This window comes from Nitrosomonas sp. H1_AOB3 (assembly GCF_015709435.1).
Taxonomy (GTDB): domain Bacteria; phylum Pseudomonadota; class Gammaproteobacteria; order Burkholderiales; family Nitrosomonadaceae; genus Nitrosomonas; species Nitrosomonas europaea.
This window is the reverse complement of record NZ_CP054389.1, coordinates 663,720-690,007: the sequence shown is the minus strand read 5'-3', so window position 1 is coordinate 690,007 and position 26,288 is coordinate 663,720. Positions and strand designations below refer to the sequence as shown.

Here is a 26,288-nt window from a genome sequence, read left to right as displayed (position 1 = left end):
TTTCTTAATCAGACAAAACAGAAAATTTGGAAATATCCTGAATTAATCAATTATTTCGTAGCCCGATTGCAACATTCCGGAACGCTGACAACGCTGCTTCCAGATGCTCGATGATCTCCTGCTGCAACACATCTGGCGGCGGAAGGTCATCGAGGTTATCCAGGCTGTTGTCCTTGAGCCAGAAGATATCGAGACTGGCCTTTTCACGAGCCATCAGTTCCTCGTAACTGAAGAGTTTGAAGCGCTCAGTGGCGACGCGCTGATGACGGTTTTCCGGGTTGTAGCAGGTGATGAAATCCTGCAGATCAGCCAGCTTCAGCGTATGCGTCTTCAGCGTAAAATGCTTGTTCGTGCGCAGATCATAAAACCAAATACCCTTTGTATGCACGCGGCCATCCTTGGGTGCGTTATCGAAGAACACCACATTAGCCTTCACACCCTGCGCGTAGAAGATGCCCGTCGGCAGGCGCAGGATGGTGTGCACATCGCAGTTCTCCAGCAGCTTGCGGCGAATCTTTTCCCCCGCACCGCCTTCGAACAGCACATTGTCCGGCAGCACCACGGCGGCCTTGCCCGTCACCTTCAGCATGCTGACGATATGCTGCAGGAAGTTGAGCTGCTTGTTCGAAGTCGTTTCCCAGAAATCCTGGCGTTCGTAGGTCAACGCATCGCGATCTTCCTCACCCTCCTCATTGGTGATAGTCATGCTGCTCTTCTTGCCGAAGGGTGGGTTAGCCAGCACGTAATCCACTTTGATCTTGGGTTCGGCGATCAAGGCATCGGAGCGTTCCACCGAGGGCTCACCATCCAGTTCACCAATGTTGTGCAGGAACAGGTTCATCAAGCACAGACGCCGCGTGTTCGGCACAATTTCATTACCGAGAAAGGCCTCGTCGCGCAAAAATTCCTTCTGGCGCTTATCCAGCCTGGCACCCGGGCGAGTCAACCAGTTGTAAGCACCGAGAAAGAAACCACCGGTGCCGCAAGCGGGATCGGCAATCGTCTTCATCGGCTCCGGACGCACGCAGGCCACCATCGCTTCGATCAGAGCGCGCGGCGTGAAGTATTGACCCGCGCCACTCTTGGTATCTTCCGCATTCTTTTGCAGCAGCCCTTCGTACAAATCGCCCTTGGTGTCGGTATCGAGGCTGATCCAGTTTTCCGCGTCGATCATCTGCACCAGACGCGAGAGCTTGGCCGGGTCCTGAATCTTGTTCTGCGCTTTGAAGAAAATAGCGCCGAGCATGCCCGGCTCCTGCCCCAGCCTGTGCAGCGTGGCCAGATAATGCGCCTCCAGCGGCTCACCGGTCTTGCTACGCAAACCGGCCCAGTCATACTCCCTGGGGATGCGGATATCGCGGTTGTACGGTTCCTGCGCATATTCGTGCGCCAGCTTCAAAAATAACAGGTAGGTGAGCTGTTCCAGGTAGTCGCCGTAACCCACGCCATCGTCGCGCAGAGTGTGGCAGAAATTCCAGATTTTCTGGACGAGGGCGGAGGTGTTCATGGGCAGGCTCGGGCTTGATTGGATAACAACGCCACATGCAACGCGTTGAAATAAAATGTTTCTTGTTGGTTTTTGAGTTTGTTTTCCAGGATGCTGGAAAACAACGACTTGGCTTTCATGGCCTATTACCTTCTTTGGCCGTCCCAGTGGTATACGCCTGCCGTGGATCCTTCATGGCTGGATACGCAGTCTGCAGTTGGCCGTTCTTGACCATTCCGGAAAGGGTGCGTTTGCGCAGATCATCCGGATCACGTTTCAGAACCTGGGCAAGTACCCGCAACCCCAGATAGCGGCCTTCGCAAAGCACCAACAAGGTTTCCTGCAACACCGCCGGCGTCACTCTGCCCATGCTGGAGACGGGCAGCCCCAACTCACCGAGCTCCCGCTGGAGTGCCTCGGGGATGCTGCCCCAATCCAGATAAACGCTCCTGCTGACAGCACCAGAATCACCTAGCTCCGGTGGTTTGGTCGCTAGCTCCGGTGGTTTGGTCGCTAGCTCCGGTGGTTTGGATACCATGGGAGTGGCTGTCGCCTCGTTTTTCGTTAGATCAAAACCAGCTGCAAAGCGGGATTGCCAAGGCAGGAAGTAAACCGTCCCCCGCCCACTGCCATCAGGCATCAGCAGACCATCACGCACCAGTATTCCCAACATTTTGGTCAGATCGGCAGGATGATCGGTACAGATCTGCTTAAGCCGATCATGGCTAACCATGCCCTCCACATGGGCCGTGATCAGTGCCAGCCGTGCGTTGTCAGGCAAGTAAGTAAAGCGCGAGCCCATGCTCTGGGTCAGTGCTGACACGGCCTCATCAGGCACCAAGCTGCTCATGCGTAGCTCCATCAACGTCTGCTCAGGCTCCGACAACTCGTACAGCACAGGTCTGCGCCAATGCTGCCCAGCCCAGTTGGCATAGATCTTGGGCAACCCCGACCCCGCATGGTCGCCATAGCCGACAAGTTGGAACATGGTCTGCAAACGCCGGTTGCGACAATCGCTGTTGCCGCCGTGAATGGCTAGTTCTGGCGGGATGCGCATCCTGCCGGGATTACGGAATCCAAACATGTCCGGGCGTTTAACCACCATCACCGATACCCGTCCCGAATAATCGGCATGGATCAACGTGTTGGCCAGCGCCTCGCGCAGCGCCTCGTGAACAGGCGTGTCCTCCACCCGCTGACCTTCCTTGAGCTGAAATGGCACCTTCAGATCGGCCGTCAACTTCTGATAGACGCGCCGGAAAAAATCGTACAAATTTCCTGACCAAGTCCCATCCGGAATCAACCGATCCACCCAGCGGTTTTCTGTTTTCGCTTCCGGCCTTTCCTGATAATCCACCATGTAATGCGGCAATACATCCCGGATCACTTCTGCACGACCAAACATCAACAGGCCGGCAATGCGCAGCCCTTCATAGTCTTCCTCGCGGTTTCTGCCAAATACGCCAATACGCTCCAGAAAAGCAGGCACCGGCAAATCAGACCACACATGGCCCGGCTTCGCCGCTGCAAAGCGATTGCGGTAGGCGGCCACCGTGTCCACGTCCAGATCATTAAAGCTGAAATGGCGCAGCACCCGTTCATCGCGCGAGTCCTCCACCCGCTCCGCCAACAGGCGGCGCACGATTTCATCGTCTGCCTGGTAATCGCCTTCATAGCGACGCAGAAACGTGCCGCCAAACGGGTTGTTGCCGATATGCACCGGCTTGTGCTGGCGGGCCGCGCGCGGCACCTGGATGCGTAGCACGGTTCTGCCGTCAATCTCGACGGGCACCACATCCTGTTCGCCCAGCAGATTGACGCTCACCTGCTTACGGTTGTGCAGGTTGTCCCACAGCGCCTTGCGCACCTGCTCTACGTTCGCCAGACCCAGTGCGTGGAACGTGCCTCGCGGCTTTTCCTGCACGCCCAACAGGATGATCCCGCCATCGGCATTGGCCATGGCGCTGTAGCTTTTCCAGAAATCCTCGGGCAGTTCGCCCTTCCCATCACGACCCTGTGCCGCCTTGCACTCCAGATCGCAGGATTCCGCAAGGCTGGCGAGATCAAAGCCGTTCCATTGCTCGTTCATGCCGTCTCCTTCGCCTTGCGCCCGCGCGGCTTTCTCACTGCCTCATGCTCAGCGCGTTCAGCGCGGATGCGTTCCAGCAGCACGCTGGCCGGTTCGTCGTTCGGATCTTGCGGCACCAACTGGCCGGAGAAGGCGGCTTTGAGGATGTTTTTGCGTTGGGCGGCGGATTGTTTGAGGGCAAGCTCTACTGCTCTCTGCTGTTGCCTGATCTGATCAAATTGCCCGTCCAGCAATTGCATGATTTCACACTGCTCGACATTTGGCGGAAGAGGCAAAGTAATTGATTTAACAATTTGAAGGTTCAGGTTTGGCTGAACTCCGCCTGATGCTTGAGCCCGCATTCTCTCGTAACTGTCTAGCAGGAAAGCCTTGAGGTATGCCTTGGACGGTTGAGCCTCGGGTTCCAAAACGATCGCTGCGATTGCTTGGTTGATCGTAGCCGGGATCAGCAATTCAGAGCATTTTCCACGAGTTTTTCCTTCACCGTACATCGCCACCAAAAGCGAGCCAGGTGAATATATTTCAAGGCGACACTCCTTCAATGCCGTTTCCGTTACGAATTCTGTCGCGGATATCACGATCTCATTGTTAAGTGCACCGCTGGTCACCCAGGGAACTGTGCCCTCATTAAAATATGCGATTTTTGATCGAAGGGGCGTTACTCCAGTCCCGACTTGTGCCAACTGATCAATCGTCGCCCACACCCACCCCTCCGGCAATTCCGGCAAACCGCTGGTATCGGGCTGCACTGGTTCGGGGTATTTCTTCTGCCAGTCTTTGGGCGGGGTCTTGCCTTGTTCGGCGAACTTGGCAAGCTGCTTTGCTTCCCAGCGGGCGCGGCGTTCGGTGAGGATGCGTTCCAGCAGTTGCGCGCCTGTTTCCCGTGGCGAGTTGTGCTTGCGCTGTGCCTCGCGCCAATCGGCGGTGAGCGCGCCTTCCACAGCGGCTTTCAGCAGCGATTGCCGGTACTGCCCCAGCTTTTTCTGCGCGGCCTTGAGTTCGGCCACCCCGGCATCAAGGTCGGAGAGCAGTTCTTCGAGTTTTTCGACGATGCGGGTTTGTTCGGCTGCAGGAGGTAAGGCCAGCTCAAACTTTCCTAACTGATCGAACTTCACGCGAGGCCGATCACCCTCATATTGGCTGCATGCAAAGTCAACGAAGTCACCGGCTGATAGTCGCCTGTGTATGAATTTATTGTTGATACCCATGAGAGTTGGGAAAACGATGAACTCAGCCGAGGCCAATCCATCGAACTGCGGCTGCACCACCTTGTTCAAGTAAGGGCGCATCCGTCCATACAGAACGTCACCTGCAAAGAATCGAGCTGCACTGCTAGACATCGTGGCGGCGGGCACCGTTGTCAGTAACCTACTCGTTTGTGCCTCAACATGTTCAAGCCCGATGTACGGAGCATCAGGCATATCACGAGGTGACACACGCGTACTGCGCGGCTCGAACAATTGATCCAGTTTGATGCTTAGCCAGCCATCCGGCAGTTTTTTACTCACACCACCAACTCCCGATTCATCTCATCCATCAGCCCATCGAGCTGGTTGCCAAACACCGCCCACACCTTCTGCAAACCGCCCCTGCCCGCCAGTTCAGCGTAATCGAAATCATCGCGGCTGATGCTGCAACTGCTGGCGATATGGTCCTTCATCAACCGCAGCCATTCGGTTTGCTCCGGCGTGAAGGCGGTAGCGCGCTGGGCGTTGTGGCGGAATATCCATTCCTGAAAGCGCTTGTCCACCTGCTCGCTGAAGGGTTTGAGTTCGGTTTCCAACCCCAGTGCAAAGCGCACCAGTGACACCAGATCGGTGAGCTGGCGTTTGCTGTCCGCGCCTTTCACCTGGCTGGCTTGCACGCGGGCATAGGCGCTCCACAGGCGCTCGGTGGTCAGCATCAGCGGCGGGCGGCTGAGGGCTTCATGCAGTTCCTCGATCATGTCGAAGGTGAGTGCGCGGCGCTGGTACGGCTGCTGGTAGAAAAAGCTGAGCGCGGCGATTTCGTCTTTGTGCTGCGCGATGTACGTTGCGAAACTGTCGATGACCGCTTTGGCCTGCGTTTCGGCTTGCGCGCTGAAGCCCGAGAAAGTGATTTGATCGAGGTTGATATGGTCGATGAGCTGCTCGCGTTCGCGGCGGGCAGCTTCGATCTCGTCGCGCAGGGCCGGTTGATCGAAGGGCGCGCAGGCGGCAGCGACACGCTCGGCGCGGGCGGCTTCGATTTCTTCGGGCAGCAGGGTGTCTTCGCTGCGGGTGATGCCCTTTGCCTGGGCGGTGGCCAGTGCGGTGGCGACGATGGCGTCGGGGTCCAGCGCGGCAATCAGGCCCTTGCCCAGTTCCGCCACCGACATGCCGCCCGAGGCTTTTGCGATGCGGGCCTGGGCTTTGGCGTCCAGTTGCTTGCCCAGCCGTATCAGGCGGTTGGCGAGCGAGAGCACGGTATCGTCGTCACGGTGGCCGATGGCGACGCCTTGCAGCAGGTCCTTGAGCGCTACGCCGGGCTTTTTCTCCAGCGGGCGGCTTTCTGTTTTCAGCGATTTTTCCACGCCCACGGCGTCGATCAGCACGAAGCGGCTCTTGGCGCCGTCGGCACTGTTGCTGACGCGCTTGAGGCTGTCGCCGTCGAGCGAACGCACGCCACGGCCTTTCATCTGCTCGTAGTAGCCGCGCGAACGCACGTCGCGCATGAACAGCAGCACTTCCAGCGGCTTCACGTCGGTGCCGGTGGCGATCATGTCGACGGTGACGGCGATGCGCGGGTTGTAGTCGTTGCGAAAGCTGGACAGGATGCTGTCGGCGTCTTCTTCGGCGCGGTAGGTTACCTTTTTGCAGAAGGCGTTCCCCTGGCCGTAGACCTCGCGCAGGATGTTGATGATGTCGTCGGCGTGGCTGTCGGTTTTGGCGAAGATGAGCGTCTTCGGGGTTTCTTCGCGCGCCGGGAAGATCTGCGTCTCCACGGCGGTTTTCATGGCCTGGATCACCTGGCGGATCTGGCTGACGTTGACCACGGAACGGTCCAGCTCCTTACCGGTGTAGGGGGTGTCCTCTTCGGTTTCGCTCCAGCGCTTTTTGCGGGTTTGGCGGTCGCGGTGGTCCACCCATTCCCTAGCTTTCAGCTCGGCGCCTTTCTGGGTGATTTCAGTGACGATCTCGTACACGTCGTAGCCGACGTTGACGCCATCGGCCACGGATTGCTCGTAGGTGTATTCGGCGACGATGTTCTCGTTGAAGAAGCCGAAGGTACGCTTGTCGGGCGTGGCGGTGAGGCCGATCAGGCTGGCATCGAAGTAGTCGAGCACCTGCTTCCACAGGTTGTAGATGCTGCGGTGGCATTCGTCGATGATGATGAAGTCGAAGGTTTCCACCGGCACTGCCGGGTTGTAGCGCACCAACTTTTCCTGCCTGGTGGTCTGCTGGAGTTCGTTGAGCGACAGGTCTTCGGCGGACTCGTCGATAGGCTCGCCGGAGAGGATCGAGTACATGCGCTGGATGGTGCTGATGCACACCTGCGAATGCGGGTCGATGCTGGGCGATGCCAGCCGCTGCACGTTGTACAACTCGGTGAACTTGCGGCCATCATCGGGCGGCGTGTAGGCCATGAATTCTTGATGCGCCTGCTTGCCGAGGTTGCGCGTATCGACCAGAAACAGAATGCGCTTGGCGCCGCCGAATTTGAGCAGACGGTACACCGAGGTGATGGCGGTAAAGGTCTTGCCCGCGCCGGTGGCCATATGCACCAGGGCGCGGGGCTTGTTCAGCACCAGCGATTTTTCCAGCCCGGTGACGGCGCTGATCTGGCAGTCACGTAGATTTTTGGTGGGCAGGGCTGGCATCTGCTCGGCCAGTCGACGGCGCAGAGTGTTGGGTTGAGCAAGCCATGCGGCAAGCTGCTCCGGCTTGTAGAAATGAAAGATTTCGCGGGAGCGTGGCGCTGGATCAGCGTTATCCGTAAAGCGGATGATCTGGCCCGTTGCCTCGAAGAGGAAGCGAAGCGGAGTATTGTCTTTGCGCCATTTCAGGCTGGCGTTGGCGTAACGCTCGGTCTGGCTTTCGGTGACGGTAATGTTTTCACCGGCGCTGTCCTTCTTGGCTTCGATCACGCCGCAAGCGGTGCGATTGACGAAGAGCACGTAGTCAGCCGGGCCGGTGTCGGTGGGGTATTCGCGCACCGCAACGCCTGTTGCAGCACCGAGGTTGAGCTGCTTCATGTCCTGCACGACCCAGCCTGCCTGGATGAGCTTGTCGTCGATCTGCTGGCGCGCTTTGATTTCAGGTGTCATGCGTAAATAAAACAGGAAACCTGGGTAGTTGGAGCTTCGGTTTCATAACTCCAGCTTCATGACCAGTGCATCCTCACGTCCGCACATCGCCGGGTAGTAGCCCTTGCGTATAGCAATCTGCTGGAATCCAAGCCTCTGGTATAAATTTATCGCACCGGTATTCGATTCACGCACGTCCAACAGGACAAATTCCGCCTGATGCTTTCTGGAAAGCTCGGTCAAATGGCGCAGCATCTTCCCGCCCAGCCCCTGGCTCTGCCAGGCTGCCCCGACACCAAGTGTCAGCACATGGGCTTCGCCCGGCCCGGTCATCAGGATGCCGTAGCCCATCACCAGATCTCTGTTCGGCTGTACCAGCACGCGACAGTGGTAACCCGCCTTGATCGAATCACTGAAATTGACGATCGACCATGGAAAAAGAAAAATCTCATGCTCGATGCGGATGACCTGTTCCAGATCGTCCGGATGCATTTCACGAATTTCGGCCTGAAAGAAAGATGTTCCGGTCGTTGCCATCGTTATCGTTCACTTTCCTTAAGTGCCACCTTGTTGCGGATGTACACCGGGAGTGCTTCTTCCGCCACCCTGCCCTCACCGCTGGCGAACTTTATTGCCGACATCTCTGCCATTTCACGTGCGCGCGGATAGCAGCCTGGAACGATCCGCTGCAGGTTACTGCTGTACTTTTCCGATAAGACTGGCTGATACAGATCGAAACCACTGCCGCACCCTGTCCACCCGTCCCCGGATACTTCCGGAACTGTTTCCGGCCGGCATAGCAGCGGCTCATGCACACACAACCAGCCGGTTGCCGTTTTTTCATACGCTGCAAAGTACAGTTCTCCCATGCGCGCATCCAGTGCAGCCAGTACCCGCGGGGCATCGACCTGCTGCGCCAGCGCTTCCAGCGTGCTGATCCCGATCACCGGTATATCCTGGGCAAACGCCAGCCCCTGGGTAATACCACAGGCAATTCGCAACCCGGTAAAGGAACCCGGACCCGCTCCAAAAGCGATGCCATCGATCTGATTCAGAGCGATGCCGGCTTCAGTCAGCAGGGTTTGCAGCATCGGCAACAACAGCTCGGAATGGCGCTGGCCAGCCAGCACTTCCCTGCTGACGAGGTTGCCGTTCAGCCATAAAGCCAGGGAACAGTACTCGGTCGAAGTATCAAGCGCGATGATGTTCATCAAAATCCTGTGATGCGAGCGCCCAATCCGCAAGCGATTGATAGGCCGATCCGTATGGAGCTGGCCGGGATTGCACCAGTGACCATCGATCTGCCGCCCAGGCGACGGGCGGAATCGTTTCCGGAAAATGTTTCTGCTCGGGTTCCCGTTTGGCATTTCGCACCAGCGTGACATGCGGTACGAATTTCACTGTGTCATAGCGAACGCCAGCAGCAGAAAGCTGATTGCGCAAATCCTGTACCAGTACTGTCAGTTCGCCGCAAGGCTGTGAAACTCCAGCAGCGATGATGCTGCCTTTTCCCCAACAGTGCAGTTTATCCAATAACAGATCGAACGATGTACGGTGGATGGCTGAGCCTGCCTGGCGCAATATCGGGACCACGCTGCTATCCACTTCACCAATGAATGCCAGTGTCAGATGCAGGTTCTCCGGCCGCACACACCGGCCAGCACACTGATCTGCAATCCTTCTGGCCAGCCGGGCCAGTTGTTTACGCACCGCCTCCTGCGGCCACAACGCGAAAAACAGTCTGACGGAGGGAGCCACACTGGACATGATGGTTACACCTCATCTCCATCCGCGATCAGGCAGACCACTTCCGCCACGATCCCTTCGCCACGCCCGACAACCCCCAGCTTCTCTGCGGTTTTCGCTTTGATATTGATGTCTCCTGCCGGAAGAGCGAGATCCTGCGCAATGTTCGTAACCATCCCTGGAATATGGGGTGCCATTTTGGGTGCCTGGGCAATGATGGTTGCATCGATATTCACCACACGATAGCCTGCTTCAGTCAACAACCGGTGAACTTCACGCACCAGTTTGCGGCTGTCGATCCCCTGATAGCGCGCATCGGTATCGGAGAAATGCCGGCCGATATCTCCCAGGGCAGCTGCACCCAGCAGTGCATCACACAAAGCATGCAGCAGCACATCCGCATCCGAATGACCAAGCAGCCCTTTCTCATACGGAATGGTCACTCCCCCGATGATGAGATCACGCCCAACCACCAGCGCATGAATATCAAACCCTTGTCCGATTCTGATTTTTTTCATAGTAATTGAATGATTCTGAAACTGGCAGGTTGCCCGGGCCTGGGGTAAACAGCAGAAATTACCTGATGCTGCCGACCCGCTCTCCTGCATATGGACGAAACACGCGATTATCGCACGACCGGTCCGACTGCGAAAATCCGCAACTGATGCCGGCCAGCCACCAGCCTCTCTGTAAAAAATGCATATCCTTGTCAGTTTCGTTCCAGCAGATAATCCCGTAACACCACGGCCTGGTTGCATTCGGCATCACGTGCACCGTAAAGCAGTGTCAACCGTCCTTTGGCAGCTCTGTCCAGCAACTCTTTCATAGCAGGATTGGCTGACAGCTCGTCACGATAGCGACGCTGGAATTCTGCCCACTTTGCATGGTCATGATTAAACCACTTACGCAAATCAGCAGTGGGAGCAACCTCTTTCAGCCACAGATCACATGCCACCTGCTGTTTGGTCAGTCCGCGCGGCCAGAGCCGATCCACCAGGATACGGCAGCCATCTGCGGGATCGGCCGGTTCGTAAGCTCTTTTGATTTGGATGTCCATATCGGTAAAAACCTCGTATGCTCTGATCATGTCATCAACTATACAATACCCGGTATGAGCCTTACACCCGTTCTGGAATTGAGCAATGTCAGCAAAACCTATTCGAGCCGGCAGGTGCTGTCCGGTTTGTCGTACAGCTTTGCAGCCGGGGAATATGTCGCAATCATGGGAGATTCCGGAGTAGGCAAATCGACCCTGCTGAACCTGATCGCCGGACTGGACAGCCCCGACAGCGGCGAGATCAGAATTGACGGCAAAATCCTGCCGGTGGAAGACGAAGCAGCAACGAACCTGCGACGCAGGCACTTGGGATTCATCTTTCAGGCATTTCATATCCTGCCGCACCTGACACTGCTGCAAAATGTCTCGCTGCCGCTGTTGCTCAATCGTCTGCCCCTCGATCGTGCACCCGTCATGCTGACGGCAGTGGGTTTACAGGGAAGGGAACAGGATTTTCCCCATCAGCTGTCCGGAGGAGAACTGCAGCGGGTAGCCATTGCCCGTGCGCTGGTACACCGCCCTCGTCTGATTCTGGCTGATGAACCTACCGGCAATCTCGATCAGGATACCGCCCGTGAGGTACTGCAACTGATCCGTACCGAAATCAAAGCCAATCAGGCTTCCGCGATTATCGTCACGCACTCGCGCCTGGCCGCCGAGACAGCCGATAAAATTCTGGTGCTGAGCAAACACGGTCTCACACCCGCACAATCGGAAAATCAGACATGAATCCAGTATCGCTCACTCGCTGGCTGTTACTGGGTGAATGGCGCTCGCACCGCTTGCAGTCTGTTGTGGCTGTTCTGGCCATCATGCTCGGGGTAGCATTGGGATTTACCATTCATCTGATCAATACCGCAGCGGTCAGTGAATTTTCTGCAGCCACCCGCAGCCTCTCCGGTACATCCGATCTGACAGTACGTGCAGTGCAATCCACGTTCGATGAATCCCTCTACCCGACTCTCATGCAACATGAAGGCGTGGCACAGGCCAGCCCGGTACTGGAAATCACCGCAGGCGTGCCCGCCAAAGCAAAAAGCATGCATAACCCTGTTTTCAAGATACTGGGTCTGGATGTTTTTCGCGCAATCGCCGTCACACCTGATCTGCTAGGCGTTCCCGCAGAGGATAGACAAATGGACATACTGGCCAGCGATGCCGTTTTTCTGTCCCCTGCCGCAATGGAATGGTTGTCAGTCAAACAGGGAGATTCGATCGAAGTCAGTGCAGGCGCCAAACGCATCACGTTGCGGGTGGCCGGTGGACTGACGCGAGCACACGCCGGCCAGCGCATTGCCGTCATGGATATCGGCGCGGCACAGTGGCATTTCGATCAGCTCGGGCAACTCTCCCGCATCGAGCTGAAGCTGCGACAGGGTGTCGATCGCAACGCTTTCCGCGCAACGCTGGGCAAAGAGCTGGGCACATCCTACCTGCTGACGGAGAGCGAGGATGACGATGAGCGCGCACACAACATGTCCCGCGCCTATCGCGTCAATCTGAACATTCTGGCACTGGTGGCACTGTTTACCGGCGCGTTTCTGATTTTTTCCAGCCAGGTTCTGTCCACTATCCGACGACGATCACAGCTTGCCCTGTTACGTGTTCTGGGCATGACCCGCCAGCAGATACTGCGCCAGCTTCTGCTCGAAAACGGGATGCTGGGTGTACTGGGATCGTTACTGGGACTGGCGCTGGGGTATCTGCTGGCCGCCACGGCGCTGTATTTCTTTGGTGCAGATCTAGGGGCCGGCTTTTTCCCGGGGCTGGAACCCCGGCTGCATCCCGATCCTATGGCAGCACTGTTTTATTTTCTGCTGGGCACGGGTGTCACCCTGTCAGGCAGCCTGCTACCTGCATGGGAAGCTGCCCACGCCCATCCGGCACCCGCGCTCAAATCCGGCAGTGAATACACCGTGCTGGCGGCACTGCGCGCTCCCCGGCTGGCGGCTGCCTGTCTGCTGACAGGTGTCATCTTTGCCGGCTTGCCGCCGGTCGATGATCTGCCCGTGTTCGGTTATCTCGCCATCGTCCTGTTGCTGATCGGCAGCATGGCTGCGCTGCCGTACCTGTGCGAACTGTTTTTTTCCACGCTGTCACGCGCACTCAATCCAAACAGATCAAGTGTTTTGTACACGCTGGCCATCACCCGGCTTTCAAATGCCTCCGGTCTGGCAGCCATTGCGCTGGGCGGTGTACTGGTCAGTTTCAGCCTGATGGTCGCCATGGCGATCATGGTGGCCAGTTTCCGTATATCGGTGGATGACTGGCTTGCACGAGTGCTGCCGGCCGATCTCTACCTGCACCCCACCATTCATCAGGATATGCGCGGATTCATACCGGATGAGCAGCAGATCATTGCCAGCCAGCCAGGAATCGAACGCATCGACTTCATCCGCTCGATCCCGCTCACCTTCGACCCTGCCAGACCGAACATCACCCTGCTGGCGCGCCCGATCGACCGGAATGACCCCGGGCTGACGTTGCCTTTGACGGAAGATAGACTGCCGCCCGGCGATATTCCACCTGATGCGATACCGATCTGGGTATCGGAAGCCATGGTCGATCTGTATGGTTTCAAAACCGGTAAACGGGTCACACTCCCCTTTGCTGATCCGGAACAAACATTTATTGTCGCTGGAATCTGGCGTGATTACGGCCGCATATTCGGTGCAATCCAGATGCAATTGTCCGATTACCGCAGACTGACTGGCGACGACCATGCCAGTGATGCAGCGCTATGGGTAAAAGAGGGGGCTGCAATTGATACGGTAATATCCGCACTGCAGGCACTGCCGTTTGGCGATACGCTGGAAATCATGGAAACCGGCCGGGTCCGGGCAGTTGCCCTGAAGCAATTCGACCGCAGCTTCGTCATCACCTACCTGCTGGAACTGGTTGCGATTGGCGTCGGATTGATGGGCGTGGCCGCCAGCTTTTCCGCACAAACGCTGACCCGGATCAGGGAATTCGGCATGTTGCGCCATATCGGCCTCAGCAGACGGCAAATCCATCATATGCTGACGCTGGAAGGCGGATTGCTGGCCGGATTCGGCATTACTGCCGGATTCCTGGCAGGAACAGGTATCAGCCTGATTCTGATTTTTGTCGTCAACCCGCAATCTTTTCACTGGACCATGCAGCTGCACATGCCCTGGACATGGCTGCTGCTGATGGCGCTGGCAGTACTGGGTGCTGCTGCACTGACGGCATTTGCTGCCAGCCGGCACGCAGCTTCCGGTAATGTCATCCGCGCTGTCAGGGAGGACTGGTAATGCGTTACTTATGGATACTGTTGGGCTGGCTTGCCGTCCAGAATATGCTGTTTTCCGCTCCGCCGGTGCTGGCGCCGGTCGTTCCCGGCAAAGCACTCGAATTCCCGCAGGATTTCGGTGCTCACAATGATTTCAGGATCGAATGGTGGTACGTGACCGGCTGGCTGGAAACCCCGGCAGGAAAACCGCTCGGTTTCCAGATCACATTTTTTCGTACAGCGACTGAAATCGACAGGGATAACCCCAGCCATTTCGCTCCCGATCAACTGATCATCGCGCATGTAGCGCTGTCTGACCCGGCAATCGGCAAATTGCAACATGACCAGAAAATCGCTCGCGCAGGATTCGATCTGGCGTATGCCCGCACCGGTAATACGGATGTCAAACTGGATGACTGGATTTTTGTACGTGAAACCGATGGCCGCTACCGTACCCGTATCGAGGCAGAAGATTTCACCCTGGCGTTCATCCTGACACCTTCACAACCGCTGATGCTGCAGGGCGAGAATGGGTTTTCACGTAAAGGCCCGGGAGCGCCGCAAGCCAGCTACTACTACAGCGAGCCGCATTTACAGGTAAGTGGCATAATTAATCGCCAGGGAGAGGATATACCTGTAACCGGGACAGCCTGGCTCGATCGTGAATGGTCAAGCGAGTATCTCGACCCGAATGCTGCGGGCTGGGACTGGATCAGTGCAAACCTCGATGATGGCTCAGCGTTGATGGCATTTCAGATACGCGGAAAAGACGACAGCAAAATCTGGGCGTATGCCGCATTGCGCGACGCTTCCGGCCATACCCGGCTGTTTACACCTGATCAGGTCAGTTTTCACCCGATCCGCACCTGGCGCTCTGCCCGCACGCAGGCTGTATATCCGGTTGCCACCCGCGTCCTGACAGGCGAAACCGAGTGGCAGATTACACCTCTGATGGACGATCAGGAACTGGATTCACGTGCCTCTGCCGGAGCAGTTTACTGGGAAGGTGCAGTAACATTCACACGCGATGGCCAACCAGCCGGGCGTGGCTATATGGAACTAACCGGCTACGTACGTCCGTTATCGATGTGAAACTGATTTGACAGACTGTCAGCAGATATTACAAACAGATAGAATCCACCCATTTGCTGATCAGGTAATTCGAGGTAATAACAGTATGAATCCGAATAATGAATTTTTTGACAGGGAACTGGATGTGCGCGGGCTTATTTGTCCACTGCCCATCCTGCGAACGAAAAAATCCCTGTCTGAAATGACACGGGGACAGGTGCTCAAAATCATGGCAACCGACCCGGGTGCAGTGATCGATTTTCAGGTATTCGCCGACCAGACCGGACATGAACTGCTGTCCTCATCCGAAACTACCGGTGAATTCCTGTTTTATCTGAAGAAAAGGTAAATTCCGGAAATACTGAAGGTGGTAAAGCAGCCATTTTTACCTTCATCATGACAACAAACCAGCAGAATTTTTCCTTGTTTCATGGCGCTCCACTATCATAGTAATCTTACCCCCAACATCATTTGCTTTTCTCAAAGCGCAAAGTCACACTCAGACCACCGTCAGGATTGTTGCTGATCAACAGCTCACCTCCATAGACCTGCATGATGTCACGTACGATGGCCAGACCGATACCGTGGCCAGGGATGGATTGATCGGCCCGTACACCACGTTCCAGGATGCGGGCGATTTCGTGGGGCGAAATACCTGGGCCATCGTCCCTGACTTGAATCACCACTTGATCCTCCTGATAATCGGCAGATAAATGAATGCTGTGGTGACACCATTTGAATGCATTGTCGATCAGGTTGCCAAGCAGCTCCATCAAATCACCTTCATCGATGCGCAAATTCATACTGTCATCGATCTTCACCGTAATATGCGGCCGTTTGTCACGGTAGACTCTGGTGATGGTATTGATGATCCTGTCCGCCATCGAACGTAACGGGATCAACCTCATACCCGGTGAACTGCCGGCAGTTGCAGCACGGCGCAATTGATACTGGATGGTGTTATCCATACGGTCGATCTGCTCTTGAATCGTTTTGAGCCGGACAGCTTCGTCGTTTCCGCCATGAATCGCGCCCTGCAATACGGCAAGCGGCGTTTTCAGGCTGTGCGCCAGATCAGCCAGACCGTTACGATAGCGTTTCTGCTGTTTATGTTCGTGGGTAATCAGGGAATTGATACTGTCGGTCAGCAGCTTGAGCTCTTTGGGATAGCGGTCTTTCAGACTTTCCTGCCGGCCGGATTCGATCGCGGCAAGCTCCGTTGAAACCGTGCGTAATGGCAGCAACCCCCAGCGCAATACCAGCATTTGCGTAGCCAGCAGGAAAACGGCCATCAGACCCAGCCAGCCCCACAAATCTTCGCGATAACGTTCGATCTGCGCTTCCAGCAGCGCGGTATCGGTCATCACGTTGAAAATCAGTGGATAGTTGCCGGATGATGTTTCCCAGGCAACGCTGTAGCGGTAGATGAAGTAGGGCTCTTCATCGAGCGTGATTTGCTCGAATTCCTGTTTACCCTTTTCCAGCAGCGTGATACCGGGAATCGGTTTATTCAGCGACGAAGTGGAGCGCCAGACGATGGTATTGGCAGGGCCGGTCACGAAAGCATAGATATCCGAGTTGACATGACCGAATTCTGCATCCAGCAGGTTGGTGGGAATTTCCAGTTCACCGGATTCATCCACTTCGGTATCACCCAGCAGCATCAGCAGCCTTGCAAACAGCCGATCCTTCACACCGATACGCGCACTGTCATAGAAGGCACGATCCAATGTCAGGGTAATTCCGGCGATGAAAACCAGTAATACCAGAGCGGCACTGAGCAAGACGCGCTTGTTGAGCGACATCATGGCGATTTGCTGTTACATTCCAGCGTAAAACGATAGCCGCGCCCGCGCATGGTTTCGATCGGCTTCAATGTACCCTCCGGGTCGAGTTTGCGCCGCAACCTGCCGATCATGACTTCGAGCACGTTGCTGTCACGATCTTCATTGTGCGGATACAAGGCATCAGCGAGTGATTCCTTGGAAAGTATCTCGCCACGGTGGCACACCAGTTCTTCCAGCAGGCGATATTCAAACGATGTCAGTTCGATGTTCGCACCATCGACACTGACCGATTGTGCTGTGACATCCACCGCGATGGGACCACACTTCAGCAAGGTTTGCGGTATGCCGACAGCACGGCGCAATAATGCCCTGACTCTGGCTTGCAGCTCTTCCATCTGAAACGGCTTGGTCAGGTAATCATCCGCGCCCATTTCCAGTCCCTGCACCTTGTCCTGCCAGCTGCTGCGCGCAGTCAGAATCAGGATGGGCAGCAGGCTGCCGCGTTCCCGCAGCGCCTTGATGATTTCCAGGCCGGATTTACCGGGCAGGCCAATATCGATGATGGCAGCATCGGGCCGGTATTCCGTGGCGAGAAACAACCCTTCATCGCCACTGCTGCTGGTATCGACCATATAACCCGCTGCCTCCAACTGCCGGCGGATCTGATTTTGCAGACGAAATTCATCTTCGATGACCAGGATGCGCATTTAACTTTCCTGCAGCATACGGTAATGACTGAGGAACCTCTGCAAAACTATCTGCATTGCCATTTCTGCGTTAAAAGTCGGCTCAGAATACTCATTTATTACGTAAACGTACCGGATTGAATCATGAAATTTATTTTTGAGATCAACGGGCTGATACGACGGCACCATTCAGTGCGTCGATCAGAATCGTGTGGACGGTACCTTGATCACTGAGAATCTTGATGCGGTAGACGCGATCGGTCTGACTGATTGCCAGTACGCGCCCCGAGAAATGCTGTTGCGCGATTGCGATCGCACGCTGTTCCGAAATACCACCAGCCGGCTTGCCTGCTCTGTCATGTCCACTGGCCGCATCATGCCGGCGGGCTAAAGTGTCCGGCATCGCAGCAACCATGATCGACATAATCAGTAAAGCTTGCTGCCATCTGCTCATCACACCACATCCTTACACACTGAAAATTGAAATCAAGCGGGAAAGGGATGAATTTCCGGTTCATCCCCATACCCGCTTGTGACATCAGAACCGTAACATAAAATCCACCCTTCCGGTATTGATCCCCATCATCATTTGCGGGGGAACGACGTACACCGGGGCTGGGACCGGAGGATAGTAGCCGTACTGCTGCGGCTGCGGGTAGTTCTGCCGGTAATAGGCAGGTGCCTGGTTGTAGATATGCACATGCCCGCCGGAATGACGCTGGTGGTCATGACGATCATGGTGATGGTGGCGGTGATGATCATGGTGACGATGATGGCGATGACCTCTGTCTGCATGCGCTATAGAGGACATGGTGAGGCTGGCTGTTAATAAGCCGGTTAATATCAGGCCGGTCAAATTTCTTGTTCTTGTTTGAGTGGTCATGTCATTTCTCCTCGGTGTTGTGCTCATCAGGCCCATTCCTGATGGCGTCAATTTACGCCACTCTGTCTGAACGAAAACTGAATGAGGAAAACCTGATACAGCCGGCCGGATTTCATGATCGCAATACCTTTGCTGTGGAAGCGATGACCCATTATTTTGTTACACACTTTTGCCAGTACGTACCGACACTACTACAGAAGCAGTTCTGAGCCAGGAATACGCCCTTGCTTTTCAGTGTAATTGACTTGGGATAGGCCATCCACTTCGACATTGAACTTTATCGGATTTAAGGACTCAGATAAGTGCCTGTAAAAAAACAGGTTTTTTATTCATCCAAACAGAGGAGATATCCGCCATGAAAGCGTCTGAATCCGGCAGTTGCATGAGACTGATTCGATTAACCGCAATTTTCTCAGCAACCCGGAATTGTCCTAAATCGGATTTCACTTTGAAGCCCGACTGGTAACTTACTTTTTTCTAATTCAGGAATTTCTCCGGAAATTCCGATTGCTGCAAGAAGGAGCGTTATTTATGGCTACAAGCATATTGAAGGATAAGACTGCACAGCAAGTCGCTGATAAACCGGCTTACGACAAATCAGAATGGTTTGACGCCAAGTACTACAAATACGGCCTGCTGCCCATTCTGGGCATAGCGGTATTCTGGGTATGGTATCAGCGTACGTTTGCCTATTCCCATGGCATGGATTCGATGGAGCCGGATTTTGACCGGATCTGGATGGGTCTGTGGCGTGTTCAGATGGTCGTTATCGCCTTGGCAGCATTCTCCATCTGGGGATGGCTGTTGAAAACCCGGAATACGGCAGAACAGCTTGCCAGCCTGACTCCCAAACAGGAAATAAAGCGGTATTTTTATTTCATGATGTGGCTTGGAGTCTATATATTTGCCGTTTACTGGGGATCAAGCTTCTTTACCGAGCAAGACGCCTCATGGCACCAGGTGATTATCCGGGATACCAGTTTTACACCCAGCCATATTCCTCTGTTCTATGGCTCATTCCCGGTATACATCATCATGGGTATAGCGATGATCATTTACGCCAAAACCCGGTTACCGCTGTATAACAAGGGGTGGTCGTTCCCGCTGATTATGGTAGTGGCCGGCCCGCTGATGAGTCTGCCCAACGTTGGTCTGAACGAGTGGGGGCATGCCTTCTGGTTCATGGAAGAACTCTTCAGCGCGCCACTGCACTGGGGCTTCGTTATCCTGGCCTGGGCTGCCCTGTTCCAGGGTGGTCTTGCCATACAGCTCATAACACGTTATTCCAATCTGGTTGACGTGGAATGGAACAAGCAGGACAGAGCCATTCTGGACGATGTCGTAACAACTCCGTAACCGGGCATATTTCCAACCCTCTGGTAAATTCAGGGGGTTGGAACAGTCTGAATACCATCCCTCCCTGATTATCGAAACCTGATACTGTTATTGTGTTTTCCGATTCAGGTTGTCAGGATCCGGAAATGACAGATATCGATACCGTACGGTATTGGCCAGGTAATCAGAATTTTCTGCGAAGCAGGCTGCGAACAGCGTGGAGCAACTCAACTGCTGTTCGCAGTCACCATCACTAGCACACCATTTAAGCAGCGTCAGGATACCCTGGTATGGGACTGGCTACGGGAAATTTCAGAGTTGTTTAGCTTGCTTTTTGTCTAATCCAATGAATCACAGTAGCTCAGCAAAATCAACGAACAGCAGACGGTTGCACTACAAATGTTCTGCTTAGGAACCTCTGAAAAACTACCTGCGTTGCCATTTCTGCGTTAAAAGTCGGCATCAAAATGCTCATTTATTATGTATGAACTCCGCTTTTTCGCCGATTTCTGCCTTGAACTGACTGCCTCGCTGACGTTTTTCAGAGGTTCCCTTATGAGATCAGTTCTGCGTTGCGGTACGCTCTTGCAGGATCAGTTCAGCCAGTTTCAAATCCTGCGGATACGTCACTTTGAAGTTATAAGCATCGCCCGTTACCAGTTTGGGAGAGAATCCCAGCGCTTCCACGGCACTGGCATCATCGGTAATCCCTGCCGGGGCTTTTTCCAGTGCTTCAAGTAATAACTTCGTACGAAACATCTGTGGTGTTTGTGCCTGCCACAGACGTTCTCTCGGCTCAGTGCACATCACCCGGCCAGTATCATCTGCACGCTTTAATGTATCTGCCAGCGGCACTGCCAGCAGGCCACCGATTTCATCCTGCGCAAGCTGATCGAGCAATCGTTCAACCAGCGCCCGGCTCAACCCTGGACGAGCTGCATCGTGTACCAGTATCCAATCCTGATCCTGTACATGATTCTCAGCACGCAATGCTTTCAGCCCGTTGGTGACGCTTTCGGCACGGGTTGCCCCGCCGCAGCCAAACACCCGGATCTTGCCGGCAAATTCACTCCAGTCATGCCGTGCCCATTCTGTATCGTCAGGTGCCAGTACAACACAGACCATGCCAATACGCTCTGCGCTACACAAGGTGCGCAACGCATGATAAATCATCGGTTTACTGGCCAGTGGCCGGTACTGCTTGGGAATATCTTCTCCCATACGCGAGCCGGAACCGGCAGCCGGGATCAGTGCTATGAATTCAGCCATGCAACCACCCTGTGAGCAGATATGAATCCATAACCATCAGGAAATGGCACTTTCGTGGTCGATTTGTGCAAAATGCCGGGCGACTGACCAGCGCGCCCCAATCCACCCCAATGTGCCGGAGAATAAGATCAGAATCAGGCTGTCCTGCCAGGAAAGAGGATCGAGTGTGAACGTGGTGGCATATAACCGGGCCAGTTCAGACAAAGTCTCATTCAATTTGATGATTGTAAAATAAAGCAGCAGCCAGGCCAGCGCAGCACCTGCCAGCCCCTGTATCGCGCCAAAATAAAGAAATGGACGGCGGATATAACTATCCGTAGCACCAATCAGCTTGGACAGCTCGATTTCATCGCGCCGCGTCAGTATCTGCAAGCGGATGGTGTTGAACATGACGATGACGAGTGTCGTGCCAAATACTGATGTCAGCATGATGACGACCAGCCTGCCAACATCGAGCATGGCATCCAGCTTTCTGGCCCAGTCGGTATCCACCAGTACATGAGCGATCTTGGGCCAGGCTTGCATCATGGCCTGCATTTTTTCAATTTCACCGGCGGACAGGCTGCCAAGGTTGATCACGAATGCATCCGGCAGCGGATTCTGTTCGAGATTACGCATTACCTCAGCCATCCCGCTTTCTTGTTGCAATTCCTGCAGGGCGACTTCCCGGGAAATGAACTGAAACCCCTCGATTGCAGCTATTTTCTCCAGTCGGGTATTGATCAGTTCTACATCAGCCGAACCCGCCGCAGTATCCAGGATGAGGGTCATCTGCTGCGAATCCGTTGCGTGCCCGGATAGTGCGCGCAAATTTTCCAGCAGGATGAAGATACCGGCCGGCAGACTCAGGACGATGCTGAAAACGATGATGCTCAGCAAGCTGGTCATCGGCGTTCCGGCAAGCTGCCTGAGTGCACGTATCAGCGCATAGCCATGTTGGGATAACCAGTTGCTCATGCGACCAGCTTTCCCTGTTTCAATTCGATGATACGATGCCGGGTCGAATCAAGCAGCATTCTGTCGTGTGTCGAAATGAGAACGGTGACACCCACCTGGTTGAATGACTCGAATACCGCCATGATGTCCCGTGCATAATTGCTATCGAGATTGGCGGTAGGTTCATCGGCGATCAGGAGAGATGGACGATGGACAACTGCACGGGCAATACACAACCGCTGTTTTTCACCACCTGACAAGGTAATCGGATCTGCCTTTTCCTTATGCAACAGACCGACTTTATCCAGCGCGGCACGCACTCGTGATGCACTGGTTCTGGTATCGAAGCCAGTCACCTGCAGCGGCAGCATGACGTTGGCAAAAACGTTGCGATCGTACAGAATTTTCTGTTCCTGAAAAATCATTCCGATATTCCGGCGTAAGTAAGGAATGGCACTGCGCCTGAGCATACTGATATTCTGCTGTCCGACGACGATACTTCCGGAAGTCGGGCGTTCTATGACTGCAATCAACTTCAGCAATGTGCTCTTACCGGCACCGGAATGTCCGGAAAACAAAATCAGCTCTCCCTGATCGATCGACAGGGTAATGCCTTTGAGCGCCTCAAATCCTCCCGGATAACACTTACTGACATCGTTGAAGCTGATCATTGCCACCATACCGGACACTCAAACAAGGCAAAAGACGTCAGTCGAACAGTGCTTCAGCAAATTCACGGGCATTGAAGGGCCTTAAATCATCCAGCCCCTCCCCCACCCCGATGAAGCGCAGTGCTGGTGGTGTATCGGTAAATTGTGCAGCGATGGCAGCAATCACTCCGCCCCTGGCAGTTCCATCCAGTTTGGTCATGACCAGCCCGGTAACGCCCAGCGCATCATTGAAAGCCTTTAACTGGCTGACGGCGTTCTGACCAGTATTTGCATCCAACACCAGTAATACCTCGTGTGGCGCATCCGGGATAGCTTTAGCGATGACTCGCTTGATTTTCCTGATTTCTTCCATCAGATGAAGCTGGGTCGTCAGGCGACCGGCGGTATCAGCCAGGACGATATCGATTTTTCTGGCAATGGCAGCATTGATTGCATCGAAAATCACGGCTGCCGGATCACTTTTTTTACCCGGGTCACTTTCCTGTGAAATGACCGTGATCTGGTTACGTTCACCCCATACCTTGAGCTGTTCCTGTGCTGCTGCGCGAAAAGTGTCGCCCGCCGCCAGCAATACGGAGTGTCCCTGTGACTGGAAATAATGGGCCAGCTTGCCGATGGTCGTAGTTTTACCAACACCATTCACACCCGCGATCATGATCACGAAAGGTGTATGCCCGGTTGTGACCAGTGGCCGTTCCAGCGGCTGCAGCAGTTCGGTCAGCACATCCTGCAAGACTGTTTTGAGTTGTTCCGAATCATCCAGTGCATCACGCCTGACACGAGTGCGCAATGACTCCAGCAACCGGTTTGTCGCCTCGATTCCGGTATCTGCCGTCAATAAAGCAGTTTCGAGCTCTTCGTACAAATCCTCATCGATTTTCCTGCCACCGAACAATCCGGATAACTGCTTTCCAAGCTGCTGTCGTGTACGTGTCAGCCCTTGCCTGATCTTATCGGTAAAACTGACCGGCCCGGTTTCAACCTGAGCCGGATTTTTTTCATCAGGATTCTTTTTGGATTTAAAAATACTAAACATTCTGGTAGGCTGTTTCTGTTTCAGGAAGGTAAATATCATACCATCAACCGGTTACCGGGGTGGTGCCGGTCACCCGACCCAAGTCTGTTCAATTTCCAGTACGACATGAAAATCAGTTTCCATTTCAGCTACTTCGCCACTTTACTTTGCATTACATTGGCATGGCCGCTGCCGGCTACAGCCAATTCACATGAATATCTGCTCGACAACGGTCTCAAACTGGTCGTCAAAGAAGATCACCGTTCCCCCGTCGTTATTCAACAGGTCTGGTATAAAGCCGGCAGTATGGACGAAGTCAATGGCACAACCGGTGTTGCACACGCGCTGGAACATATGATGTTCAAGGGAACGGACAGTGTGCCCGCCGGTGAATTTTCCAGAAGGATTGCTGCCATCGGTGGCAAGGAGAATGCATTCACCAGCCGTGACTACACTGCTTATTATCAGCAGCTGCACCAGCGCCACTTACCGATGGCGATGGAGCTCGAATCCGATCGCATGCACAACTTGCAATTGACGGAGGAAGCATTCGCCAAGGAAATACAAGTTGTCATGGAAGAAAGAAGATTGCGTACCGATGACCAGGCACATTCACTATTGTATGAAAAGATGATGGCAACGGCTTTTCAGACACACCCTTACCGGCGTCCGGTCATCGGCTGGATGAACGATCTGGAGAATATGCAGGTAAATGACGCCAGGGACTGGTACCAGCGCTGGTATGCTCCCAATAATGCGGTGCTGGTGGTGGTGGGTGACGTTGATCCGGAAAATGTGTTCGTACTGGCAAAGAAATATTACGGAAGATTCAGTGCCGCCAGGGTCTCTGCTCTGTCTGAACGCAAGCCGCAAATCGAACCACCTCAAACAGGAATCAAGCGCCTGGTGGTGAAAGCCTCTGCACAACTTCCCTATCTGATCATGGGATACAAAGTCCCCGTTCTGAAAGATCCGAAAAATGAATGGGAGCCCTATGCACTGACCATTCTGGCAGAGGTGCTGGATGGCAATGCTTCTGCAAGACTCAACAAAACGCTGGTACGCGAAACACGTGTCGCGATCTCGGCCGACGCCAGCTATAATGCCATTGAACGCGGCCCGGGTACTTTTTTCATCGATGGAGCGCCCAGCGAGGACAAGACGGTGGATGATCTGGAGCAGTCGATCCGTACTGAAATCGGCAAAATCATCCAGTCCGGAGTCACACAGGAAGAGCTTGCGCGTGTCAAGGCACAGGTAGTGGCAAACCATATTTATCAGCTCGATTCCACATTTGCTCAGGCAATGCAGATTGGCAGACTGGAAAGCGTCGGGCTGTCCCACCGTGACGCAGATATCATTCTGGAGGGGTTGCAGGCGATTACCGCAGAACAGATCAGGAAAGTGGCCGAGAAATATCTGATCGATGATTCACTGACGATTGCCGTGCTGGATCCGCAACCTCTACCAGAAACCGCACACCCCCGGAACAGTAACATCGAGCTGAAACATTGACTCGGTTTGTTTCCTGGAGACGATCTGAAAATTGATCGTGACGCCAGTTATTTATTGTTTGCTTCGTGGCCATCCCAGCCGCGAGCTGCTGACTCTTTTTCAGCTCGGTTGATCCCCTATAAATGTCCCGGCCGATCCGCGCCTTCATAAATTGTGCTGCTTTACGGCACAACCTCGCCGTCGTTCGCAGACACGTTCACCAGGCTCGTATCATGGCCATCGTCAAGGCTGATGCCTATGGTCACGGTTTACTTCGTGTCGCCCGGGCACTTGATGCTGTCGACGGATTTGCGGTGCTTGAACTGGAAGCGGCGATTCAGTTGAGAGAAGCCGGATTCAGCCAGCCCATTCTGCTCCTGGAAGGTTTCTTTTCGATAGAGGAAATTGAAGCGATCAATCACTACAGGCTGAGCACGGTAATTCACTGTCATGAACAGCTATCGATGCTGCTGGCCCATAAAAAAACAGGAAAACCGGATATCTTCCTCAAAATCAATACCGGGATGAACCGTCTTGGTTTCAGGCCTGAAGAAGGAAATTCTGTCTTGAACAGGCTCAGACAATGGCATACAGATATCAGTATCACGCTGATGACACATTTTGCCTGCGCCGATGATTTACTGGAAGCAGATCATGTTGATCAGCAACTGGGCAATTTTGCACGACTCGAGGAAAAACGGGAAGGCTGTATACCCCGAACATTGGCCAATTCTGCTGCAATCCTGCGTTATCCCGGAACACATGCAGACTGGGTACGTCCCGGCATAATACTCTATGGCGCCTCCCCTTTACCGGACAAAACAGGTATCGAACTCGGATTACAACCAGTCATGACTCTGACCAGCCGGATCATCGCTGTACAGCATCTTGATTTTTCGGATCGACTGGGATATGGAGGACAGTTCGTTGCCGATCAGCCGATGCGTGTCGGAGTCGTTGCAGCAGGTTACGCGGACGGGTACCCGCGCCATGCTCCTACCGGAACTCCGGTACTGGTCAACGGCCGACGCACACGCTTGATCGGACGTGTTTCAATGGATATGTTGACTGTTGATCTAAGCGGGATCAATGAAGCTGGTGCAGGGAGCCTGGTAACCCTTTGGGGTGAAGGGTTACCGGTAGAAGAAGTTGCCAGATCAGCACAAACTATCAGTTACGAGCTCCTGGCTGCACTTTCTCCGAGAGTGCAAACCGTGAGCTCTATCCCCTGACTACTGATTGAATT

General features: G+C 54.5%; 24 protein-coding genes. 7 read left to right on the top strand and 17 right to left on the bottom strand.

The window, feature by feature from the left end:
* Nucleotides 1–46: 46 nt before the first annotated feature.
* The 9 genes from HRU73_RS03350 to HRU73_RS03310 all read right to left on the bottom strand — a co-directional run bounded on the left by HRU73_RS03350 (nucleotide 47) and on the right by HRU73_RS03310 (nucleotide 10,642).
* Nucleotides 47–1,507 carry a class I SAM-dependent DNA methyltransferase gene (locus HRU73_RS03350; RefSeq protein WP_287399452.1) on the bottom strand — a complete coding sequence of 487 codons (1,461 nt, stop codon included), beginning with the start codon at nucleotides 1,505–1,507 and terminating at the stop codon, nucleotides 47–49.
* Nucleotides 1,508–1,622: 115 nt separating this feature from the next.
* A complete protein-coding gene (locus HRU73_RS03345) occupies nucleotides 1,623–3,575 on the bottom strand; it encodes an RNA/DNA-binding domain-containing protein (RefSeq protein WP_287399451.1) in 1,953 nt (650 codons plus the stop codon).
* Entirely contained in the window at nucleotides 3,572–5,083 is a 1,512-nt protein-coding gene (locus HRU73_RS03340) for a restriction endonuclease subunit S (RefSeq protein WP_287399450.1), read from the bottom strand. The genes HRU73_RS03345 and HRU73_RS03340 overlap by 4 nt, the downstream gene beginning before the upstream one ends.
* Complete coding sequence (locus HRU73_RS03335) at nucleotides 5,080–7,860, bottom strand: type I restriction endonuclease subunit R (RefSeq protein ID WP_287399448.1); 2,781 nt, start codon at nucleotides 7,858–7,860, stop codon at nucleotides 5,080–5,082. Before HRU73_RS03335 ends, HRU73_RS03340 begins: the two co-directional genes overlap by 4 nt.
* A 42-nt stretch (nucleotides 7,861–7,902) precedes the next feature.
* Nucleotides 7,903–8,376 carry a ribosomal protein S18-alanine N-acetyltransferase gene (gene rimI, locus HRU73_RS03330; RefSeq protein ID WP_287399446.1) on the bottom strand — a complete coding sequence of 158 codons (474 nt, stop codon included), beginning with the start codon at nucleotides 8,374–8,376 and terminating at the stop codon, nucleotides 7,903–7,905.
* Nucleotides 8,377–8,378: 2 nt separating this feature from the next.
* Nucleotides 8,379–9,050: a tRNA (adenosine(37)-N6)-threonylcarbamoyltransferase complex dimerization subunit type 1 TsaB gene (gene tsaB / locus HRU73_RS03325; RefSeq protein ID WP_287399445.1), complete on the bottom strand. Its 672-nt coding sequence runs from the start codon at nucleotides 9,048–9,050 to the stop codon at nucleotides 8,379–8,381.
* The gene (gene thpR, locus HRU73_RS03320) at nucleotides 9,031–9,606 is read right to left on the bottom strand and encodes an RNA 2',3'-cyclic phosphodiesterase (RefSeq protein WP_287399443.1); all 576 of its coding nucleotides are present in this window, start codon (nucleotides 9,604–9,606) and stop codon (nucleotides 9,031–9,033) included. Before thpR ends, tsaB begins: the two co-directional genes overlap by 20 nt.
* Before the next feature lie 5 nt (nucleotides 9,607–9,611).
* A complete protein-coding gene (ispF, locus tag HRU73_RS03315) occupies nucleotides 9,612–10,103 on the bottom strand; it encodes a 2-C-methyl-D-erythritol 2,4-cyclodiphosphate synthase (RefSeq protein WP_287399442.1) in 492 nt (163 codons plus the stop codon).
* Between the two features lie 191 nt (nucleotides 10,104–10,294).
* Nucleotides 10,295–10,642, bottom strand: a complete 348-nt coding sequence (locus tag HRU73_RS03310) for a DUF488 domain-containing protein (protein ID WP_287399441.1) — start codon at nucleotides 10,640–10,642, stop codon at nucleotides 10,295–10,297.
* 54 nt (nucleotides 10,643–10,696) lie between these two features.
* Between HRU73_RS03310 and HRU73_RS03305 the strand changes: the two genes are divergently transcribed.
* The 4 genes from HRU73_RS03305 to HRU73_RS03290 all read left to right on the top strand — a co-directional run bounded on the left by HRU73_RS03305 (nucleotide 10,697) and on the right by HRU73_RS03290 (nucleotide 15,315).
* Entirely contained in the window at nucleotides 10,697–11,371 is a 675-nt protein-coding gene (locus HRU73_RS03305) for an ABC transporter ATP-binding protein (RefSeq protein ID WP_276679816.1), read from the top strand.
* Complete coding sequence (locus HRU73_RS03300; protein WP_287399439.1) at nucleotides 11,368–13,917, top strand: FtsX-like permease family protein; 2,550 nt, start codon at nucleotides 11,368–11,370, stop codon at nucleotides 13,915–13,917. Before HRU73_RS03305 ends, HRU73_RS03300 begins: the two co-directional genes overlap by 4 nt.
* Nucleotides 13,917–14,987: a lipocalin-like domain-containing protein gene (locus tag HRU73_RS03295; protein ID WP_276679812.1), complete on the top strand. Its 1,071-nt coding sequence runs from the start codon at nucleotides 13,917–13,919 to the stop codon at nucleotides 14,985–14,987. Before HRU73_RS03300 ends, HRU73_RS03295 begins: the two co-directional genes overlap by 1 nt.
* A gap of 85 nt (nucleotides 14,988–15,072) precedes the next feature.
* Nucleotides 15,073–15,315: a sulfurtransferase TusA family protein gene (locus tag HRU73_RS03290; RefSeq protein WP_011111975.1), complete on the top strand. Its 243-nt coding sequence runs from the start codon at nucleotides 15,073–15,075 to the stop codon at nucleotides 15,313–15,315.
* A 118-nt stretch (nucleotides 15,316–15,433) separates the two neighbouring features.
* Here HRU73_RS03290 and HRU73_RS03285 read toward each other — a convergent pair whose 3' ends face one another.
* The 4 genes from HRU73_RS03285 to HRU73_RS03270 form a co-directional block, all read right to left on the bottom strand.
* Nucleotides 15,434–16,774, bottom strand: coding sequence for an ATP-binding protein (locus tag HRU73_RS03285; protein ID WP_287399438.1), 1,341 nt, complete (start codon nucleotides 16,772–16,774; stop codon nucleotides 15,434–15,436).
* A complete protein-coding gene (locus HRU73_RS03280; RefSeq protein WP_011111977.1) occupies nucleotides 16,771–17,460 on the bottom strand; it encodes a response regulator transcription factor in 690 nt (229 codons plus the stop codon). The genes HRU73_RS03285 and HRU73_RS03280 overlap by 4 nt, the downstream gene beginning before the upstream one ends.
* 142 nt (nucleotides 17,461–17,602) lie before the next feature.
* Complete coding sequence (locus HRU73_RS03275; RefSeq protein ID WP_281871811.1) at nucleotides 17,603–17,893, bottom strand: PepSY domain-containing protein; 291 nt, start codon at nucleotides 17,891–17,893, stop codon at nucleotides 17,603–17,605.
* An 84-nt stretch (nucleotides 17,894–17,977) separates the two neighbouring features.
* Complete coding sequence (locus tag HRU73_RS03270) at nucleotides 17,978–18,322, bottom strand: hypothetical protein (protein ID WP_287399437.1); 345 nt, start codon at nucleotides 18,320–18,322, stop codon at nucleotides 17,978–17,980.
* A 531-nt stretch (nucleotides 18,323–18,853) separates the two neighbouring features.
* Here HRU73_RS03270 and HRU73_RS03265 point away from each other — a divergent pair.
* The gene (locus tag HRU73_RS03265; protein ID WP_281871803.1) at nucleotides 18,854–19,678 is read left to right on the top strand and encodes a methane monooxygenase/ammonia monooxygenase subunit C; all 825 of its coding nucleotides are present in this window, start codon (nucleotides 18,854–18,856) and stop codon (nucleotides 19,676–19,678) included.
* Between the two features lie 540 nt (nucleotides 19,679–20,218).
* Here HRU73_RS03265 and ispD read toward each other — a convergent pair.
* Genes ispD through ftsY form a run of 4 tightly spaced genes read right to left on the bottom strand, consistent with a single transcriptional unit; the run spans nucleotide 20,219 to nucleotide 23,608 of the window.
* Nucleotides 20,219–20,926, bottom strand: a complete 708-nt coding sequence (gene ispD, locus HRU73_RS03260; RefSeq protein ID WP_287399435.1) for a 2-C-methyl-D-erythritol 4-phosphate cytidylyltransferase — start codon at nucleotides 20,924–20,926, stop codon at nucleotides 20,219–20,221.
* A gap of 36 nt (nucleotides 20,927–20,962) precedes the next feature.
* Entirely contained in the window at nucleotides 20,963–21,883 is a 921-nt protein-coding gene (gene ftsX / locus HRU73_RS03255) for a permease-like cell division protein FtsX (protein ID WP_287399434.1), read from the bottom strand.
* Complete coding sequence (gene ftsE / locus HRU73_RS03250) at nucleotides 21,880–22,533, bottom strand: cell division ATP-binding protein FtsE (RefSeq protein WP_287399432.1); 654 nt, start codon at nucleotides 22,531–22,533, stop codon at nucleotides 21,880–21,882. Before ftsE ends, ftsX begins: the two co-directional genes overlap by 4 nt.
* A 37-nt stretch (nucleotides 22,534–22,570) precedes the next feature.
* Nucleotides 22,571–23,608 (bottom strand): signal recognition particle-docking protein FtsY, encoded by a 1,038-nt coding sequence (ftsY, locus tag HRU73_RS03245; protein ID WP_287399431.1) that lies wholly within the window; start codon nucleotides 23,606–23,608, stop codon nucleotides 22,571–22,573.
* A 66-nt stretch (nucleotides 23,609–23,674) separates the two neighbouring features.
* Between ftsY and HRU73_RS03240 the strand changes: the two genes are divergently transcribed.
* Nucleotides 23,675–25,063 (top strand): M16 family metallopeptidase, encoded by a 1,389-nt coding sequence (locus tag HRU73_RS03240; RefSeq protein ID WP_287399430.1) that lies wholly within the window; start codon nucleotides 23,675–23,677, stop codon nucleotides 25,061–25,063.
* A gap of 122 nt (nucleotides 25,064–25,185) precedes the next feature.
* Nucleotides 25,186–26,274: an alanine racemase gene (gene alr / locus HRU73_RS03235; RefSeq protein WP_287399428.1), complete on the top strand. Its 1,089-nt coding sequence runs from the start codon at nucleotides 25,186–25,188 to the stop codon at nucleotides 26,272–26,274.
* Nucleotides 26,275–26,288: the final 14 nt, after the last annotated feature.